Origin of the sequence: uncultured Plantibacter sp., assembly GCF_963518075.1 — a bacterium.
Taxonomy (GTDB): domain Bacteria; phylum Actinomycetota; class Actinomycetes; order Actinomycetales; family Microbacteriaceae; genus Plantibacter; species Plantibacter flavus_A.
In genome coordinates this window covers 92,958-110,034 of the sequence record NZ_CAUQHZ010000010.1, presented here as the reverse complement: position 1 = coordinate 110,034, position 17,077 = coordinate 92,958, and the positions used below count along the sequence as shown (strand labels likewise).

The window sequence follows — 17,077 nt, the reverse complement described above, 5'->3', positions numbered from 1 at the left end:
GAGGGACGCGGCCGGTCTCGGGAGGGTCAGGCGCTCGGCTTCACGACGACGAGCAGGTCGCCCGCCTCGACCTGCTGGGTCGCCGGGATGGCGAGGCGATCGACGACGCCGGCGACGGCGGTCGTGATCGCCGCCTCCATCTTCATGGCCTCGATCGAGGCGACCGGCTGGCCGGCCTCGACGCGGTCGCCGACGGCGACCTTGACGGTCACGACACCGGAGAACGGCGCGGCCACCTGACCGGGGACGGAGGTGTCGGCCTTCTCGGCCGCGCGGGAGTCGACCTCGATGCCGCGGTCGCGGACGAACACCGGCCGCAGCTGACCGTTGAGGGTCGCCATGACGGTGCGCATGCCCTTCTCGTCAGCCGCACCGATCGCTTCGAGCCCGACGAACAGCCGGACGCCCTTGTCGATCTCGACGACGTGCTCCATGCCCGGCTCGAGGCCGTACAGGTAGTCGGCGGTGTCGACGACGGAGAGGTCGCCGTACAGGTCGCGCTGCTGCTCGAACTGCTTGGTCGGCGCCGGGAACAACAGGCGGTTGAGGGTCGAGCGGCGCTCGGCGGACCCGCCGTCGAGCGAGGCCTGGTCCTCGGCGGAGATCGGCGTGATCCCGATGTCGACCGAACGACCGGCGAGGACCTTCGAGCGGAACGGCTCCGGCCATCCGCCCGGGAGCTCCCCGAGTTCGCCCGCCATGAACCCCACGACGGAGTCCGGGACGTCGTACTTGTCGGGGTTGGCCTCGAAGTCCGCCGGATCCGCCTTGACGGCGGCGAGGTGGAGGGCGAGGTCGCCGACGACCTTGCTCGACGGGGTCACCTTGGGCACCCGACCGAGGATCTTGTTGGAGGCCGCGTACATGTCCTCGATGAGCTCGAAGTGGTCTGCGAGTCCGAGCGCGATCGCCTGCTGGCGGAGGTTCGACAGCTGACCGCCCGGGATCTCGTGCGTGTACACGCGACCGGTCGGGCCCGCGAGTCCTGACTCGAACGGCCGGTACATCGCGCGGACGGCCTCCCAGTAGGGCTCGAGGTCGGCGATCCCCTGCAGGGAGATGCCGGTGTCGCGCTCGGTGTGGGCCAGCGCGGCGACCAGCGAGGAAGCGGACGGCTGACTCGTCGTGCCGGCCATCGGCGCGCTCGCGACGTCGACCGCGTCGGCGCCCGCGTTGCTCGCCGCGAGGAGGGTCGCCAGCTGTCCACCGGGGGTGTCGTGCGTGTGCACGTGGACCGGCAGGTCGAACCGCTCGCGGAACGCCGCGACGAGCTTGGCCGCCGCGGATGGACGGAGGAGCCCCGCCATGTCCTTGATGGCGAGCACGTGGGCACCGGACTCGACGATCTTCTCGGCGAGACGGAGGTAGTAGTCGAGGGTGTACAGGTCCTCGGCCGGGTTCAGCAGGTCGCCGGTGTAGCAGACCGCGACCTCTGCGACGGTCGTCCCCGTCTCCAGGACCGCATCGATGGCCGGGCGCATCTGCGACACGTCGTTGAGGGCGTCGAAGATCCGGAAGATGTCGATACCGGTGTCGGCGGCCTCCCGCACGAAGGCGTTCGTCACCTCCGTGGGATAGGGCGTGTAGCCGACGGTGTTCCGGCCGCGCAGCAGCATCTGGATAGCGATGTTCGGCATCGCCTGACGCAGCGAGGCCAGTCGCTCCCACGGCTCCTCACCGAGGAAGCGGAGGGCCACGTCGTACGTCGCGCCACCCCAGGCCTCGACGGAGAGCAGTTCGGGGGTGAGCCGCGACACGAACGGTGCGACCGCGAGCAGGTCCTTCGTCCGGACGCGCGTGGCCAGGAGCGACTGGTGGGCGTCGCGGAAGGTGGTCTCGGTCACGGCGAGGGCGGTCTGGGCGCGGAGGGCGTCAGCGAAGCCCTTCGGCCCGAGCTCGAGCAGCCGCTGACGCGAGCCGGCCGGGGCGTCGGTCGTGATGTCGATCGCGGGCAGCTTCTCGACCGGGTCCGGTCCGGACGGACGCGACCCGTTGGGCTGGTTGACCGTGACGTCGGCGAGCCAGTTGACGATCTTCGTCCCGCGGTCCTTCGAGACGTGCCCGCGGAGGAGCTGCGGACGCTCGTCGATGAAGGAGGTGCTGAGGTCGCCGGCCACGAACGAGGCGTCTTCGAGGACCGCCTGCAGGAACGGGATGTTCGTGGAGACGCCACGGATGCGGAACTCGGCGAGGGCGCGCTTGGCGCGGGTGACGGCCGCCTCGAAGGTGCGCCCGCGGCAGGTGAGCTTCGCGAGCATCGAGTCGAAGTGGGGGCTGATCTGGGCGCCGGAGGCGACCGTACCGCCGTCGAGTCGGATGCCGCCTCCGCCCGGAGAACGGTAGGTCGTGATCTTCCCGGTGTCGGGACGGAAGCCCGCCGTGGGGTCCTCGGTGGTGATGCGGCACTGGAGCGCGAAGCCGCGGAGGTGCAGGGACTCCTGCGTGAGGCCGAGGTCGCCGAGCGACTCGCCGGCGGCGATGCGCATCTGCGACTGGACGAGGTCGACGTCGGTGACCTCCTCGGTCACGGTGTGCTCGACCTGGATGCGCGGGTTCATCTCGATGAACACGTGCTGGCCGGCCCGCTCCCCCGCGGTGTCGAGGAGGAACTCGACCGTCCCGGCGTTGACGTAGCCGATCGACTTGGCGAACGCGATGGCGTCGCGGTACATCGCCTGACGGGTGTCCTCGTCGAGGTTCGGGGCCGGCGCGATCTCGACGACCTTCTGGTGTCGGCGCTGCACCGAGCAGTCGCGCTCGAAGAGGTGGATGGTCTCGCCGTCGGCGCTCGCCAGGATCTGGACCTCGATGTGCCGGGGGCGGACGACGGCCTGCTCGAGGAACATCGTCGGGTCGCCGAAGGCGCTGTCCGCCTCGCGCATGGCGGCTTCGAGGGCTCCGCGGAGGTCCTCGGCGTTGTCGACGCGGCGCATGCCACGTCCACCACCACCGGCGACCGCCTTCGCGAAGATCGGGAACCCGATGTCGGCGGCACCGGCGAGCAGCTCCTCGATGTCGCGGCTGGCCGGCGTCGACTTCAGGACCGGGACCCCGGCCGCGATGGCGTGCTCCTTGGCGGTCACCTTGTTACCGGCCATCTCCAGGACGGAGGACGGCGGACCGATGAAGGTGATGCCGGCTGCCCGGGCGGCCTCGGCCAGTTCGGGATTCTCTGAGAGGAAGCCGTACCCGGGGTAGATCGCGTCGGCGCCCGACTCCTTCGCGACGCGGATGATCTCCGAGACGTCGAGGTAGGCGCGCACCGGATGACCCTCCGTGCCGATCTGGTAAGCCTCATCGGCCTTCAGCCGATGCATCGAGTTGCGGTCCTCATAGGGGAACACCGCAACCGTCTTCGCCCCCAGCTCGTACGCGGCACGGAACGCCCGGATGGCGATCTCTCCGCGATTGGCGACAAGAATCTTCCTGAACATGGAACCCTTCCCACAACAGCCAACTCAGCAAACGTTGAGATTCCCTAGCCTAGTCACGGTAACGTTGAGCCTTGTGCATGTACTCAGCGTTAGCTCCCTGAAGGGGGGCGTCGGCAAGACCACCGTCACCCTTGGCCTGGCTTCCGCCGCGTTCTCGAAGGACATCCGCACGCTGGTCGTGGATCTCGACCCCCAATCCGACGTCTCGACCGGCATGGCCGTCGACGTCGCAGGGCACCTCACGGTGACGGATGTGCTGACCTCGCCGAAGAAGAAGATCGTCGAGCAGGCGATCGTGGCGAGCGGCTGGACGAAGATCCACCCGGGCAAGATGGACGTCATGATCGGCAGCCCGTCTGCGATCAACTTCGACGGCCCGCACCCCAGCATCCGCGACATCTGGCGCCTGGAAGAGGCGCTCGCGCACGTCGAGGAGGAGTACGACCTCGTCCTGATCGACAGCGCCCCCTCGCTCAACGCGCTCACCCGCACCGCCTGGGCGGCGAGCGACCGCGTCGCCGTCGTCACGGAGCCGGGCCTGTTCTCGGTCTCCGCAGCCGACCGCGCCCTCCGCGCCGTCGAGGAGATCCGTCGCGGGCTGAGCCCCCGGCTGCAGCCGCTCGGCATCATCGTCAACCGGGTGCGTCCGCAGTCGATGGAGCACCAGTTCCGCATCAAGGAACTGCGCGACATGTTCGGTCCCCTCATCCTCAACCCGCAGCTGCTGGAGCGCACGTCCCTCCAGCAGGCTCAGGGTGCCGCCAAGCCCGTCCACGTGTGGCCGGGTGACACGGCGCAGGAGATGGCGAAGAACTTCGACTCACTCCTCGACCGCGTGTTGCGCACGGGCCGCGTCGGCGAGTACGCCGACGGCGCTCCCCCGGAGCCGGCTGCCGTCACCAGCCCCGCCGCCGTCGAAGCGCCCTCCACCGACAGCTGAGGTCGCGGCGAGAACGCTCGGCCGCCTCCCGGCCCAGGCGCTCGCTCGGGTCGCCCTTCGACAGGCTCAGAGACCGGCAGGAGCACCAAGTACCCGGGATGCGTGCTCAGGGAACGTGTGGCGCGCGTCGGTGAGCCCTTCGACAGGCTCAGGACCTGCGCCTTCGGCTCGGGTCAGGCGCTACGAGCGGAGCGACGTGCTGCGAGCTCGTCCATGGGGTCGGCCGACTGTGCGTCGAACTCGATGAGCGTGGACTCCACCTCGCGCAGCACCTTGCCGACGGCGATGCCGAAGACGCCCTGTCCGCGGCTGACGAGGTCGATGACCTCGTCGTTCGAGGTGCAGAGGTAGACACTCGCGCCGTCGCTCATGAGCGTGGTCTGAGCGAGGTCGACGATGCCCGCTTCGCGGAGCTGGTCGACCGCCGTGCGGATCTGCTGCAGGGAGATGCCCGTGTCGAGCAGTCGCTTGACGAGCTTGAGGACGAGGATGTCGCGGAAGCCGTAGAGGCGCTGCGTTCCGGATCCGGATGCACCGCGGACGGTGGGCTCGACCAGACCCGTCCGGGCCCAGTAGTCGAGCTGGCGGTAGCTGATGCCGGCTGCGCGGGCGGCGACCGCTCCGCGGTAGCCCTGGCCCTCTTCGAGTTCTGGAAGCCCGTCGGTGAACAGCAGCCCGAGGTCACCGTACCGTGACGCCCCGTCGCGACTGAGTTCACTCATGTCTGCTTCTCCTCGATGTTCGCTGCACGGTCGGTACGGTCTCGACGGGGGCGTCGAGACGGCTTGACCACTCCCACCACGCTACCGATCCGCCCCGGTCAACGCTGCGACATCCGTTCGAAACGGACGGCGTGTCGTGACGAGTGATCGAACTGTGACCTGGCCGTGATGGATGAGGGCAGTCTACGCCCTGGGAGGTCGATCAGGAGGATTGGTGTCGCTCGAGTGCCGAGCGGACGAGGTTCGACCGCACACCCTCGAGCTGTGCGGCGATCTCCAGCGCCCGGTCGGCGGTGCGTGCCCGGCCGGCGGCGTCGTTCCGCTTGGCGACGGCGCTCAACGCGCTCTCGATGAGCCCGACCTCGCGCTCGATCGAGGCGCGGAACCCGCGGAGGTGCCGTGGTTCGATGCCGGAGCGCTGCAACTCCACCAGGATCCGCAGGAGGGACGCGACGTCCTCGCCGTAGTTCTCGGCGGGCAGGATCAGCGACGCGCTCACGGCGTCGTTGAAGAGCATCGGGGTGGCGCCGGCTTCGCGGATCAGTTCGTTCCGCGAGAACCTGCGAACGCCGGGATGGATCGACGGCGCGCCGACGGCCTGCCCGCTGCCCGGGAACAGGGGCGACCGTCCCGCGTCGACCTCGACGAGGTAGGTGCGGATGACCTTGAGGGGGAAGTAGTGGTCGCGCTGCATCGACAGGATCAGCCGCAGACGTTCGAGGTCATCACTCGAGAACTTCCGGTAGCCCGACTTCGTCCGTGCCGGGGACACCAGCCCCTGCTCCTCGAGGAACCGGAGCTTCGAATTGCTCAGTTCGGGGAACTCCGGAGTGAGGCGTGCGAGCACCTGCCCGATGCTCAGCAGCGGAGCGCCGTCGCTTCGCGCGTTCGCGCTGGCTGCCGCCACTAGCTTCCCAGCTGGGAGGCGAGGTCGATCCGCGACGCGTAGAAGGTGAGGCGGAACTTGCCGATCTGCACCTCGGCGGCGTCACGCAGGATCGCCTTGTCGATGCGGACACCGTCGAAGTACGTGCCGTTCAGCGAGTTGAGGTCGCGGATCTCGAACGCGGTGCCGTGACGGTGGAACTCGGTGTGCCGACGCGACACCGTGACGTCGTCGAGGAAGATGTCGGCCTCGGGGTGACGTCCGACGGTCGTGACGTCGGCGTCGAGGAGGAACCGCGCACCGGCGTTCGGACCACGACGGACGATCAGCAGGGCGGAACCGGACGGCAGGGCCGCGATCGCCTCGTGCTCCTCAGTGGTGACGTCGGAGTCGATCGCCGCGAGGGCCGCTCCGAGGTCTTCACCGAAGGTGAGTGTCGTGTCGACTTCCCGATCGCCCGAGCCGCTCGTCGGGCCGCCGTCGTCGACAGCTCCCGGCGTGTACGCCCCGGTCGCGGGATACTTCTCATCGTGCTCAGCCACCGTCGACCTCCTCTCCGTCAAGCGTATCCGATGTGGCGTCGCTGTCGAGCCGCCGGGTCGAGGGTGACCCGCTGGATCCGGCCCGTTCCCGCTGCTTCGAACGGGCATCCCCCGCGATGCGCACGGTCTGCAGCAGATAGAGGATGCCGGCCCACCAGTAGAGCGTCGCTCCGGCGATCACCGACACCCAACCGAGCGGCGCCGCGATCATCGCGACGGCGGGGAACGCCTGGCCGAGCATGAGGACCGGGAGCCCGATGAAGAGCAGCGCCGTACCCCACTTCCCCACGCGGATGACCGGCAGCACGCCGGTGCCGGACCGGTGGAGCGCGACGGCGAGCCCGACGAGCAGCAGGTCGCGGGCGAAGACGACGACGAGCAACCACCACGGGATCAGTCCGCGGGCCGCGAGACCGATCAACGCCGCGAGGATGTAGAGGCGATCGGCGGCCGGATCGAGTTGACGGCCGAGCTTCGTCATCTGGTCGAACCGTCTCGCGATCCACCCGTCGAGCAGGTCGGTGACGCCGGAGAACGCGAGCGTCGCGAGGGCCAACAGGTCCTGCCCCTGCACGAGGAGGATCAGGAAGACCGGGACGAGGAGGATCCGGAAGACGCTGAGCGCGTTCGGGAGGGTGACGACGCGGTCTTCACCGGTCCGTCGAGCCCCGCGCCCCGCCCCGTCAGTCACGGGTCGAGTCTACCGACGGGCTGCTCTACCATCGGAGGATGGACAGCCCGTCGAGCGTACGCGTCGACGCATGGATCTGGGCGGTCCGGCTGACGAAGACCCGCTCGGCCGGCGCGACCGCCTGCCGAGCCGGCCACGTCCGGGTCAACGGCGATCGGGCGAAGCCGGCACAGGCCGTCAGGATCGGCGACGAGGTCCGGCTCCGCGTGGCGGGCTTCGACCGGATCGTGGAGGTCCGGCGCCTCATCGCGAAACGGGTCGGCGCCGACGTCGCGGCGGAGTGTCTCATCGACCGCTCTCCCCCGCTGCCGACGCCGGCGGAACGGCAGGTCGTGGCCGTCCGCGACCGGGGCGCCGGTCGACCGACGAAGCGTGAACGACGCGACATCGAGCGGTTGCGAGGGCGCTGACGCGCTGCTGACGATCCGACGGGCCTCATCGGCGACGCATCGACCCCGTCCAGGGAACACTCAAGCGCCGCCAAGGTGACTGGGGCATGCTGGGCCGATGTTCCGCCGCCATCCCGTGCTCAGCACCCTCACCGTGGTGTACCTCGCGCTCGTGGCGACCATCACCCTCGGCCCTCGGCCCTTCGACGGCAGGACCCAATCCCTCGTATACCGACTCGTCGACGTCCTCGCTCGGTGGGAGTCGACGGCTTGGATCACCTACGAACGCCTCGAGTTCGGGGCGAACATCGCCATGTTCGTCCCGATCGGCGTCTTCTTCCTGCTCCTGCTCGGACGGCGGCGCTGGTGGCTCGCCATCCTCGTCGCAGCGGCGCTGACGGTCGGCATCGAGGCCGCGCAGCTCGCGATCCCCGGACGCGTGAGCGATCCCCGCGACCTCCTCGCGAACACGTCCGGTGCCGTCGCCGGGGTCGTCCTCGGCCTGATGCTGACCGCCGGGCGCGCCCGCCGGCTCCAGGCCTCGTCACGCCGCCGCGCGGCCCTGCAGCACTGAAGCGCCCGGCACGGTCCTGATTCACAGGAGGCTGAGAGGCGTTCCAAGGCCGCTTCAGTAGAGTGCGAGCGGGCCGTCGGCCCGTCGGAGACAGAGCTGGAGTGCACGCCCATGACCGGACCAACGTCGTCGGACAACCTCGAGGAGCTGAAGCGCCTCAAGGACGAGTTCACGCGGTTCATGATGCTGTACAAGTTCGGCATCGACGAGATCACCACGAAGCTCAACATCCTCAAGGAGGAGTTCACGCAGATCCACGACTACAACCCGATCGAGCACATCAGCTCGCGGTTGAAGTCGCCGGAGAGCATCATCGGCAAGATCGAACGCAAGCAGTACGGGCAGGACATCGACGACATCCGCGAACACATCACGGACATCGCGGGCATCCGCGTCACCTGCAGCTTCATCTCCGACACGTACAAGGTGTTCGAACTCCTGACGAGCCAGCAGGACATCACCGTGGTGAAGGTCAAGGACTACATCGCGAACCCGAAGCCGAACGGGTACCAGAGCCTCCACGTGATCGTCGAGGTTCCGGTGTTCATGTCCGACGGCGTCGTACAGGTGCCCGTCGAGATCCAGTTCCGGACGATCGCCATGGACTTCTGGGCGAGCCTCGAACACAAGATCTACTACAAGTACGACAAGGCCGTGCCGGACAGTCTGCTCGCCGAGCTCAAGCACGCCGCCGAGGCGGCCTCCAGGCTCGACGCGAAGATGGAGCACCTCCACGGAGAGGTCCTCGCGCTCGACCGCGCGACGACCTCGCGGACCACCGCCGACGGGCACCCGAAGCCTCCATCACTCGCCGACCGGGTCATGACCGAGCTGATCGACGGGCTGGACCCGCGTTAGAGCGCCTTGCGCATCTGCACGGCCATCGTCTCGTAGCCGAGCGACTCGTACAGGCCGCGCGCGATCCGGTTGAACCCGAACACGTTCAGCCCCAGCGTCTTCGCGCCCTGCTCCTTGGCCGCCGTCTCGGCGAGCTGCATGGCCTGCCGACCGAGCCCACGGCCACGGAACGACTCGTCGATCTCCACGTCCCAGACCCACCACTCGTCCGGGTGGCTCGTGCTCCGCGGTCCGATCCAGAGCACGCCGACCGCGGCGTCGTCGAGGACCACCTCGAAGACGAGGTGTCCGACCTGGAGCCGGCCGGCCGGGAACGTCTCGGCGAGGGACTGCGCCGCCTTCGCCGTCGCCTCCGCCTCGGTCTCCCCCGCCTCGATGCGTTCGAGGCGGTACTGCGCGTTCGCGGCGAGCATCCACCCCCGCAGTCGATCGGCGGGCATGCGGACGAGCGTGGCGTTCATGAGGACATCCTCCCAGAACGGCGCGACCCCGTCGCTCGCCGTCCTGCGCAGGGTCGTCGCCGGGCTCGGGAATAGTTCCCGCCCGAAACGAGCTGGACTCCGAAGGACACACGATTGGGACCCGCCCGCCGTCATCCGGAGAATCGAGACATGCCGATCCACACCGCCCCGCAGCCGAACGCGATCGCCGAGCACGACGCCTGGCGCGACGACCGCCGAGCCGCCGTGACCTCGCCGCTCGGCAACCTCGCCCTCGTCGAGACACGGTGGCTCGCGGAGGAGACGCCGGCCACCGTCGACGAGGCCGCAGCCGCCATCGCCGCCGAGCAGCCGAGCGGCGTCACGGTGACGACGCTCCGCCGCACCCACCTCGACACGGGCCAGGACGAGGTCGGTGTCCGCCGCTGGGACGCGAACGCACCCGCCATCCGCGCGTTCGAGGGCATCGACGTCTTCCCGTACGACCCCGCCTGGGTCCAGACGGCGCGGTTCACGCCGGTCGACGGCTCGCGGACCGTGCCCTTCGAGCACATCCGCGACAACGGCGGATCACGGGAGCTCGTCGTCCCCGGCGACATCGTGTTCACGCGAGACGGGGTCGAGTACACGATGAGCGCCTTCGACGACGGCGGCACGCTGCTCCTCGTGTTCGGCGACGCGACGAACGGTCGCGACGACGAATCGGGCACCTACGGCGCCGGCCGGTTCCTGTTCGTGCAGCGGACCGACGACGGCGGCTTCGGCACGGCGGGCGAGGTCGTCCTCGACTTCAACCGCGCGTTCGTGCCGCCCTGCGGCTTTTCCGTGCAGTACAACTGTCCGATGCCGCCGCCGCAGAACCGGTTCGCCGGAGCGGTCCTCGCCGGGGAACGGATCGTCCGGTTCCGCGAGGGCTTCGACCTCTACGCCGTCTGACCCGTCCACACCGCCACAGCCCGCACCCAGCACCAGCACCCCCACACCACAGGAGTATCCGTGAAGAGAACCATCGGGCTCGTCGCCCTGTCCGTCGCCGCCGCCGTCGCCCTCGCCGGCTGCGCCGGTGGTGGTGGCGGCTCGGCGACGGGCGACGACGCGACCATCGCCGTCGGCTCGCTCTACGAGCCGCAGAACCTCAGCAACACCGGCGGCGGCGGCCAGGGCGTCACGGAGGCCTTCACCGGCAACGTGTACGAGGGCCTCTACCGCCTCACGGACGACGGCGAGGTCGAGCCCGTGCTCGCCGCCGACAGCACCGTGAGCGACGACGGCCTGACGTACACCTTCACCCTCAAGGACGGCGTCACCTTCCACTCCGGCGACCCGCTCACCTCGGCAGATGTGAAGTCGAGCATCGAGGCCGTGACCGCCGAGGACTCGCAGTCGGCGCGGAAGAGCAGCTTCGCGGTGATCTCGGACATCGCGACCCCCGACGACAAGACCGTCGTCATCACCCTCTCCGAGCGCTCCATCTCCTTCATCTACAACCTGAGCTACGTCTGGATCGTCAACGACGCGGCGAAGGACCTCAAGACGACCGAGGACGGCACAGGTCCGTACACGCTCGGCGACTGGAAGCGCGGCAGCACTCTGAGCCTCGAGCGCTGGGACGACTACTGGGGTGAGCCCGCCAAGAACGCGGAGGTGGTCTTCACCTACTTCACCGACGCGACCGCGCTCAGCAATGCGCTCGTCACGAAGCAGATCGACATCATCACGAGCGTGCAGAGCCCCGACCAGCTGAGCCAGTTCACCGACAACGCGGACTACGTCGTCTCCGACGGCGACTCCACGACGAAGGAGCTGCTCGCCTTCAACGACCGGGTCGCCCCGTTCGACCAGGCGCTCGTCCGGAAGGCCGTGTACTCCGCGATCGACACCAAGAAGCTGCTCTCGTCCATCTGGGGTGACTACGGCACACTCATCGGGTCGATGGTCCCGCCGACGGACCCCTGGTACGAAGACCTCACGCAGGTGAACCCCTACGACCCCGAGCTCGCCAAGCAGCAGCTCGCCGAAGCGGGCTTCGCCGACGGCTTCACGTTCACGCTCGACACCCCGAGCTACGACCCGCACCCGGCCGTCGCCGAGTTCCTCCAGAGTGAACTCGCGAAGGTCGGCATCACGGTCGAGATCAACACGATCAGTGCGGACGAGTGGTACTCGAAGGTGTTCAAGGAACGCGACTTCCAGGCGACGCTCCAGGAGCACGTGAACGACCGTGACGTCGTCTGGTACGGCAACCCGGACTTCTACTGGGGCTACGACAACCCCGAGGTGACCCAGTGGGTGTCGGAGGCAGAACAGGCGACGACCACCGAGGAGCAGACCGCGAAGCTGAAGCTCGTCAACGAGCAGATCGCCGAGGACGCGGCGAGCGTGTGGCTGTACCTCTACCCGCAGATCGTCGTCGCCGCGAGTGATGTCTCGGGATACGGCGTCAACGGCCTGAACTCGCAGTTCTTCGTGGCGGACATCGTCCGCAAGTAGTCGTCGCCCGGGCCGACCGGCACCGCCCGGTCGGCCCGGGCCTCGCTACGCTGAGGTCCACCATGCTCGCTTACCTGCTGCGCCGATCCGCGTTCCTCGTGGTGTCGTTCCTCGTCGCCATGACCGTGCTGTTCGTGCTGCTCCGCCTGCTGCCGGGCGACCCGTCGAACGCCCTCCTCTCGGTGAACGCCACGCAGGAGCAGATCGACGCTGCACGCGAGCAGGTGGGAGCCGACCGGCCGCTCGGCGAGCAGTTCGCGGCCTGGTTCGGCGGCGTCCTGACCCTCGACCTCGGTTCCTCGTTCGTGAGTTCGCTCCCGGTCGGGCCCGAGATCGCGTCGCGCCTCCAGGTCACCGTGCCGCTGACGCTCCTCGCGTTCCTCCTCGCCGTGGTGCTCGCCCTCGTGGCCGGTGTCGTGTCCGCGCTGCGAGCCGACCGCTGGTACGGCATCGCGTTGTCCGGCCTCTCGCAGCTCGGGATAGCCGTGCCGGTGTTCTGGGTCGGCATCCTGCTCGTCAGCGTGTTCGCGGTGACGCTCCGGCTGTTCCCGTCCGGCGGCTTCCCGCGCGACGACTGGGCCGACCCCGCCGCGGCGCTCACGAGCCTCGCCCTTCCGGTCATCACCATCGCCATCGTCATGAGTGCGTCGATCACCCGGTACGTCCGTTCCGCCACGCTCGACGTGGTCGGCAGCGACTACCTGCGGTCCTCGCGGGCGCAGGGAGCCGGCTTCGGCGAGGCCCTGCTCCGACACGGCGCCCGGAACGCCGCGGTGCCCGTCGTCGCGATCCTCGGCATCGAGCTCGCCACCACCTTCCTCGGCGCCGTCGTGGTCGAGAGCGTGTTCAGCCTGCCGGGCCTCGGGTCGATGCTCCTGACGGCGATCCAGCAGCACGACTACCCGAACATCCAGGGCATCCTCCTCGTCTCGACCCTCGTCGTCCTCCTGACTGGCTTCGTCGCCGACATCGCGCAGCGGCTCATCGATCCGCGTCTGCGCACCTCGATCTCGGGGAACGGGCTCCGATGAGCGCCGTCGACGCCCAGACCGCGCTCACCGACCGCCGCCCGGTGCGGCGACGCGCCAGGTCCGCGACGCTGACCGTCGGACTGGCCCTCGTCGGCGTCATCGCCGTCCTGGCGGCCGTCTCGCTCGTGTGGTTGCCCTTCGCCCCCACGGACACCTCCGGCGGTCGTCTCGAAGGTCCGACCGGCACCCACTGGCTCGGTACCGACAAGCTCGGTCGCGACCTCATGACCCAGCTCATGATCGGCGCGCGCATCGCGCTCGTGACCGGCGCCGGGGCCGTCGCGGTCGGGGCGGTCATCGGGATCGCCGTGGGACTCGCCGCGGCCTTCGCATCGGCCTGGCTGGACGACACGATCTCCGCCGCGCTCGACGTCGTGATCGCCTTCCCGGTGCTCCTGCTCGCCATGCTCATCGTGGCCGCGCAGGGCGCGTCACTCGGCACCGCGATCATCGCGATCGGACTCGCCATGTCGGCCATCGTGGCCCGCCTGACCCGGATCCTCACGAAGCGGGTCCTCAGCGAGCAGTACGTCGTCGCGGCCAGGACCGCCGGGACGAGCTGGGCCGGTGTCATCGGCCAGCACGTGCTCCCGAACATCTGGCCCACCCTGAGCGTCAACCTCGCACTGCAGTTCGGCATCGCCGTCCTCGCCGAAGCGAGCCTGTCGTACCTCGGCCTCGGTGCGCCACCGCCGAACGCCTCCTGGGGACGCCTGCTGCAGGAGGCCCAGGCCACCGTCACGACGGCACCGATCGGCGCGATCGCTCCGGGCGTCGCCGTGGTGATGCTCGTGGTGGGTGTGAACTTCATCGCGGACGGCCTGCGGGACCTCGGCGATCCGACGAGGAGGCGCGGCGCATGAGCGATCTCCTCGACATCTCCGGCCTGACCATCACCCGAGGCATCCGGCGCGGAGCTCCCGACGGCACGGACCGGCCGCTCCTCGACGGGCTGGACCTGACCATCGCCGCCGGGGGTCGCCTCGGCCTCATCGGCGGTTCCGGGTCCGGGAAGTCCTTGACCTCCCTCGCAGTGATCGGGCTGCTCGGCGAGCAGCTGAGCGCGAGCGGCAGCGTCGAACTGGCCGGCACCCAGGTGATCGGCGCCCCGGACCGCGCGCTGCGGCCGCTCCGCGGCCGGGTGGCGGGACTCGTCTTCCAGGAGCCGCTGACCGCACTCGACCCGCTCATGCGGGTCGGCGCCCAACTCGCCGAGCCCCTGCGTCGCCATCTGGGGCTCCGGGGCGAACGGCTCGAGGAGGCCGTCGAAGCGGCCCTCGTCGAGGTGTCCCTCACCGACACCGCCCGCATCGCCGCCTCCTACCCCCATGAGCTGTCCGGCGGGCAGCGGCAGCGGGTCGCGATCGCCATCGCGCTCGCCGGTCGCCCGCAGCTCCTGATCGCGGACGAGCCGACGACGGCGCTCGACGTGACCGTCCAGGCGGAGGTGCTCGCGCTCATCGACCGGCTCGTCCGGGAACGCGGCATGGCGCTCCTGTTCATCAGTCACGACCTCGCCGTCGTGTCGGCCATGGTCGACGAGGTCGTCGTGCTGAGCGATGGTCGGGCCGTGGAACGCGGCGCGGTGGCGCAGGTGCTGACGGCGCCGCAGCACGAGGACACCCGTCGTCTGGTCGCCAGCGCCCGCGCGCTCGACGACGCGCTGGAGGACCCGCGATGACCGATGCACCGATCACGGCGACGCCGATCCTCGAGCTTGACGCGGTCGGCTTCCGGTACCGCGGTGGTCAGGAGGCCCTGGACGACGTCTCGCTGGCCGTCGGCGCAGGCGAGGCCGTCGGGATCGTCGGGCAGTCCGGCGCCGGCAAGAGCACCCTCCTCCGACTGCTGCTCGGCCTCGACCGGCCGACCTCGGGCTCGGTCCGGTTCGACGGTGGCGCGCTGGACCCCCGCGACCGGACGCGGGTCCGTCGATTCCGCACATCGGTGCAGGCCGTCTTCCAGGATCCGTACTCCTCGCTCGACCCGCGGCAACGTATCGGGCGCATCGTGGCCGAACCGTTGCGCTCCCTCCGGCTGGCGACCACCGAGCAGGCGGCCGTCCGCGCGTCCGCGGCGCTCGAGGCGGTGGGACTGCCCGCCGACGCGGCGTCGCGGTTCCCGCACGAGTTCTCGGGCGGCCAGCGGCAGCGGATCGCCATCGCCCGCGCGATCGTCCCGAACCCCCGGCTCCTCCTCGCCGACGAGCCCGTCAGCGCCCTCGACATGAGCACCCGGATCCAGATCATCGAGCTCCTCGCCGAGCTGCGGGCTTCGAACGGCCTGGCCCTCGTCATGGTCTCGCACGACCTCGGCACGGTGGCAGCGCTGTGTGAACGCACGGTGGTCCTCCGACACGGGCAGGTCGTCGAGGCCGGCGCCACCGCTCAGATCCTCCATGATCCCGCCGAGGCCTACACGAAGCAGCTCATCGCGGCGATCCCCCGCCTCCCGCGCTGAACCGACGACGAGGCCGGACGACATCGGCCCGGCCGAGCCGGGAATACCGCGCCGGCGGACGGTGTTCGACTCCGAGTGGCCTCGGCCGCATCGACTCTCCACAGGAACAGGACCCGTGACGCAGGATTCAGCGCAGCCCGACGACCACGACGAGGACCAGCCTGAGGCCGAGCGTCCCTGGCTCAGCGACGAGGAGCGGGAGGCACTCCGCAAGCCGCTTCCGGAGCGCGCGGTCGTCACGAGCCTCGCCTTCACCGGTCTCGTCGCGGCGTTCATGATGACACTCGTCACCCCGCTCGTGCCGTCGCTCCCCACGATCCTCGGCGTGCACGCCTCCGACAGCATGTGGGTCGTGACGGCGACGCTCCTGTCGGCCGCGGTCGCGACCCCGATCGCCGGTCGGCTCGGCGACCTCTATGGCAAACGACGGATGGTGCTCGTCCTGCTCGGGATCATGATGGCCGGTTCGGTGCTCGCCGCCTTCTCATCCACGATCGTCCCGCTCATCGTCGCCCGGGCCCTCCAGGGGATGGCGATGGGCGTGATCCCGCTCGGCATCAGCATCCTGCGCGACGTGCTCCACGCGAAGCGGCTCGGCCCCGCGGTCGCGCTCGTGAGTGCCACGCTCGGTATCGGTGGTGCCGTCGGTCTGCCGATCTCCGCGGTGATCTCGCAGTACCTCGACTGGCACGTGCTGTTCTGGGTCGCCGGCGCCCTCGGGCTCATCGGCTTCGTCCTCGTCGCACGCTTCGTCCCGGTGAGCACCCTTCGGAGTGAAGGTGGTTTCGACTGGATCGGCGCGATCGGTCTCGCCGCCGGCCTCGTCCCCATCCTCCTCGCCGTCTCGAAGGGCAACGAGTGGGGTTGGACGAGCGTCGGGACGCTCGGCTGCTTGATCGGCGGCGTCGTCGTGCTCCTGCTCTGGGGGTGGTTCGAGGTACGCTCCGCCAGCCCACTCGTCGACCTGCGCATCGCCGCCAGGCGGACGGTGCTCTTCACGAACCTCGCGTCCATCACGGTCGGCTTCGCCTTCTTCGGCAGCACGGTCGTCCTCCCAGGCATCCTCGAGGCGCCGGTCGGCACCGGGGTCGGTCTCGGGCAGAACATGCTCATCGCGAGCCTCTGCCTCATGCCGAGCGGTCTCATCATGTGGGCGATGTCGCCGGTCGCCGCGCGGTTGACCGCAGCCAAGGGCGCCCGATTGAGCCTGCTGATCGGCATCGCGATCATCGCGGTCGGGTACGCGATCGCGATCGGACTCATGACCGAGGTCTGGCACACCGTGCTCACGGCCACCGCGGTCGGCTTCGGAGTGGGGTTCGCCTACGCCGCCATGCCGACGCTCATCATGGGTGCCGTCCCGCCCAGCGAGACGGCGGCGTCCAACGGACTCAACTCCGTCATGCGGACGCTCGGTTCCACGATCGCGAGTGCGGTGATCGGCGCCATCCTGGCCTCCCAGGTCGTGACCGACGGAGCTGTCACGACACCCAGTGCGGACGCCTTCCGCCTGAGCTTCGCGATCTGCGCTGCAGCAGCCGTCGTCGGACTCGTCTGCACGATCCTGCTGCCGCGGCACCTGGCCAAGGACACCCGCTCCAGTCTCCACGAGGGCTGACG

General features: G+C 69.5%; 17 protein-coding genes. 11 read left to right on the top strand and 6 right to left on the bottom strand.

The annotated features are described in order from the left end of the window. Positions 1 to 26: 26 nt before the first annotated feature. Complete coding sequence (locus tag RWN05_RS12875) at positions 27 to 3,434, bottom strand: pyruvate carboxylase (protein ID WP_314139786.1); 3,408 nt, start codon at positions 3,432 to 3,434, stop codon at positions 27 to 29. Between the two features lie 73 nt (positions 3,435 to 3,507). On the opposite strand from RWN05_RS12875, the gene RWN05_RS12870 reads away from it, so the two are divergent. Beyond that, positions 3,508 to 4,374, top strand: a complete 867-nt coding sequence (locus RWN05_RS12870) for a ParA family protein (protein WP_079002579.1) — start codon at positions 3,508 to 3,510, stop codon at positions 4,372 to 4,374. A 173-nt stretch (positions 4,375 to 4,547) separates the two neighbouring features. Here the strand turns inward: RWN05_RS12870 and RWN05_RS12865 are convergent, their stop codons facing one another. The 4 genes from RWN05_RS12865 to RWN05_RS12850 form a co-directional block, all read right to left on the bottom strand. Then, positions 4,548 to 5,096 carry a MerR family transcriptional regulator gene (locus tag RWN05_RS12865; RefSeq protein ID WP_064297014.1) on the bottom strand — a complete coding sequence of 183 codons (549 nt, stop codon included), beginning with the start codon at positions 5,094 to 5,096 and terminating at the stop codon, positions 4,548 to 4,550. A gap of 202 nt (positions 5,097 to 5,298) precedes the next feature. Beyond that, positions 5,299 to 6,003, bottom strand: coding sequence for a MerR family transcriptional regulator (locus RWN05_RS12860; protein ID WP_079706024.1), 705 nt, complete (start codon positions 6,001 to 6,003; stop codon positions 5,299 to 5,301). Beyond that, entirely contained in the window at positions 6,003 to 6,524 is a 522-nt protein-coding gene (locus tag RWN05_RS12855; protein ID WP_314139783.1) for an FHA domain-containing protein, read from the bottom strand. The genes RWN05_RS12860 and RWN05_RS12855 overlap by 1 nt, the downstream gene beginning before the upstream one ends. Then, positions 6,517 to 7,215: a CDP-alcohol phosphatidyltransferase family protein gene (locus tag RWN05_RS12850; RefSeq protein ID WP_314139781.1), complete on the bottom strand. Its 699-nt coding sequence runs from the start codon at positions 7,213 to 7,215 to the stop codon at positions 6,517 to 6,519. The genes RWN05_RS12855 and RWN05_RS12850 overlap by 8 nt, the downstream gene beginning before the upstream one ends. 38 nt (positions 7,216 to 7,253) lie before the next feature. On the opposite strand from RWN05_RS12850, the gene RWN05_RS12845 reads away from it, so the two are divergent. From RWN05_RS12845 to RWN05_RS12835, 3 genes are all read left to right on the top strand, one after another. Then, positions 7,254 to 7,625, top strand: coding sequence for an RNA-binding S4 domain-containing protein (locus RWN05_RS12845; RefSeq protein WP_079002582.1), 372 nt, complete (start codon positions 7,254 to 7,256; stop codon positions 7,623 to 7,625). Between the two features lie 97 nt (positions 7,626 to 7,722). Beyond that, the gene (locus RWN05_RS12840) at positions 7,723 to 8,178 is read left to right on the top strand and encodes a VanZ family protein (RefSeq protein ID WP_314139780.1); all 456 of its coding nucleotides are present in this window, start codon (positions 7,723 to 7,725) and stop codon (positions 8,176 to 8,178) included. A gap of 111 nt (positions 8,179 to 8,289) precedes the next feature. Continuing rightward, complete coding sequence (locus RWN05_RS12835) at positions 8,290 to 9,036, top strand: GTP pyrophosphokinase family protein (RefSeq protein WP_082916274.1); 747 nt, start codon at positions 8,290 to 8,292, stop codon at positions 9,034 to 9,036. Here RWN05_RS12835 and RWN05_RS12830 read toward each other — a convergent pair. After that, on the bottom strand, positions 9,033 to 9,497 hold the full coding sequence (locus tag RWN05_RS12830; RefSeq protein WP_064297018.1) for an N-acetyltransferase: 465 nt from the start codon (positions 9,495 to 9,497) through the stop codon (positions 9,033 to 9,035). The genes RWN05_RS12835 and RWN05_RS12830 overlap by 4 nt on opposite strands. 150 nt (positions 9,498 to 9,647) lie before the next feature. On the opposite strand from RWN05_RS12830, the gene RWN05_RS12825 reads away from it, so the two are divergent. From RWN05_RS12825 to RWN05_RS12795, 7 genes are all read left to right on the top strand, one after another. Further along, the gene (locus RWN05_RS12825) at positions 9,648 to 10,412 is read left to right on the top strand and encodes a DUF1684 domain-containing protein (RefSeq protein ID WP_285039621.1); all 765 of its coding nucleotides are present in this window, start codon (positions 9,648 to 9,650) and stop codon (positions 10,410 to 10,412) included. Positions 10,413 to 10,472: 60 nt separating this feature from the next. Further along, positions 10,473 to 11,966, top strand: a complete 1,494-nt coding sequence (locus RWN05_RS12820; protein WP_285039620.1) for an ABC transporter substrate-binding protein — start codon at positions 10,473 to 10,475, stop codon at positions 11,964 to 11,966. 62 nt (positions 11,967 to 12,028) lie between these two features. Continuing rightward, the gene (locus RWN05_RS12815) at positions 12,029 to 12,997 is read left to right on the top strand and encodes an ABC transporter permease (protein ID WP_314139777.1); all 969 of its coding nucleotides are present in this window, start codon (positions 12,029 to 12,031) and stop codon (positions 12,995 to 12,997) included. Further along, positions 12,994 to 13,860: an ABC transporter permease gene (locus RWN05_RS12810; RefSeq protein WP_314139776.1), complete on the top strand. Its 867-nt coding sequence runs from the start codon at positions 12,994 to 12,996 to the stop codon at positions 13,858 to 13,860. The genes RWN05_RS12815 and RWN05_RS12810 overlap by 4 nt, the downstream gene beginning before the upstream one ends. Beyond that, positions 13,857 to 14,678: an ABC transporter ATP-binding protein gene (locus tag RWN05_RS12805; RefSeq protein ID WP_064297022.1), complete on the top strand. Its 822-nt coding sequence runs from the start codon at positions 13,857 to 13,859 to the stop codon at positions 14,676 to 14,678. The genes RWN05_RS12810 and RWN05_RS12805 overlap by 4 nt, the downstream gene beginning before the upstream one ends. After that, on the top strand, positions 14,675 to 15,457 hold the full coding sequence (locus RWN05_RS12800; RefSeq protein WP_071260309.1) for an ABC transporter ATP-binding protein: 783 nt from the start codon (positions 14,675 to 14,677) through the stop codon (positions 15,455 to 15,457). Before RWN05_RS12805 ends, RWN05_RS12800 begins: the two co-directional genes overlap by 4 nt. 115 nt (positions 15,458 to 15,572) lie before the next feature. Next, positions 15,573 to 17,075 (top strand): MFS transporter, encoded by a 1,503-nt coding sequence (locus RWN05_RS12795; protein WP_240555467.1) that lies wholly within the window; start codon positions 15,573 to 15,575, stop codon positions 17,073 to 17,075. The last annotated feature ends 2 nt before the right edge of the window (positions 17,076 to 17,077 follow it).

Bases quoted from the DNA above. Each gene is read 5' to 3' on its own strand.
- RWN05_RS12810 (WP_314139776.1), top strand. From the start codon at position 12,994: ATGAGCGCCGTCGACGCCCAGACCGCGCTCACCGACCGCCGCCCGGTG.
- RWN05_RS12835 (WP_082916274.1), top strand. From the start codon at position 8,290: ATGACCGGACCAACGTCGTCGGACAACCTCGAGGAGCTGAAGCGCCTC.
- RWN05_RS12800 (WP_071260309.1), top strand. From the start codon at position 14,675: ATGACCGATGCACCGATCACGGCGACGCCGATCCTCGAGCTTGACGCG.
- RWN05_RS12805 (WP_064297022.1), top strand. From the start codon at position 13,857: ATGAGCGATCTCCTCGACATCTCCGGCCTGACCATCACCCGAGGCATC.
- RWN05_RS12830 (WP_064297018.1), bottom strand. From the start codon at position 9,497: ATGAACGCCACGCTCGTCCGCATGCCCGCCGATCGACTGCGGGGGTGG.
- RWN05_RS12875 (WP_314139786.1), bottom strand. From the start codon at position 3,434: ATGTTCAGGAAGATTCTTGTCGCCAATCGCGGAGAGATCGCCATCCGG.
- RWN05_RS12840 (WP_314139780.1), top strand. From the start codon at position 7,723: ATGTTCCGCCGCCATCCCGTGCTCAGCACCCTCACCGTGGTGTACCTC.
- RWN05_RS12825 (WP_285039621.1), top strand. From the start codon at position 9,648: ATGCCGATCCACACCGCCCCGCAGCCGAACGCGATCGCCGAGCACGAC.
- RWN05_RS12865 (WP_064297014.1), bottom strand. From the start codon at position 5,096: ATGAGTGAACTCAGTCGCGACGGGGCGTCACGGTACGGTGACCTCGGG.
- RWN05_RS12815 (WP_314139777.1), top strand. From the start codon at position 12,029: ATGCTCGCTTACCTGCTGCGCCGATCCGCGTTCCTCGTGGTGTCGTTC.
- RWN05_RS12845 (WP_079002582.1), top strand. From the start codon at position 7,254: ATGGACAGCCCGTCGAGCGTACGCGTCGACGCATGGATCTGGGCGGTC.